1 protein-coding gene is annotated in these 768 nt (G+C 54.8%); it reads right to left on the bottom strand.

Annotated features, from left to right (window positions below):
* The coding region (locus tag AC5S26_RS29910; protein ID WP_494188598.1) for a GMC family oxidoreductase at positions 1–768 on the bottom strand (768 nt) is incomplete at both ends.

Here is a 768-nt window from a genome sequence, read left to right on the forward strand (position 1 = left end):
TCTGCAATGCGAAGATTCTCCACTCCGTAGACTCTCAAATGGCTGTCCGTCACCGACATGGCGTCGCGCCCCATTTTGGCAGTGCAGGTCTCATGACAGTAGCTCACAGCGGCATTCCGAACAAACTGATCCATTTGGCTTCCTGTGAGCTTTCCTGGGACAACTTCGCGTTTAGCAAATGGCCGAAGGGCCGCCGAGTTTCCGATCTCACGGCAGAGTTCCACGCTTCGAATGAGCGCCTGTACATCGTCAGGATGTCCCAGCGTATTCGGGTGAATTTCCAGTGGATCTAACGGACCCGGTCCTGTCAGTCGGATATGTCCTGTGCTTTTCGGCCGGACAAGTGCCGCAAATAACGACCATCCCCGTTGTGGCGGTGGGTAGTTGCCGGTTACATCGGGACTCGGGTAGGGAAACTCCAGCAGAAGGGGTTGCAAATCGGGTGTAGGAAGTGAGGGATCACTCTTCCAGAAGAACGTTGCTTCGCAGCCGTTATTGCGCATAACGACATCCCGCTCCGCCTCCCAAATACAACTTGCTGCGATGTGATCCTGGAAGTTTTGCCCCACACCCGGCAGGTGCTGGACGAGCGGGATGCCAAACCGCTGTAGTTCCGCTTCATCTCCCACTCCGGATTGCATCAACACCTTTGGAGTGTTGAAGGCTCCCATCGACAGAACGATCTCACAGCCAGCACCGATGTGGATCCCTTTACCTTCATAAACGACCTCGACGCCACTCGCACGCTTACCATCAAAAAGAACCTTA

The organism is Edaphobacter sp. FHG110511_03, from assembly GCF_059115365.1.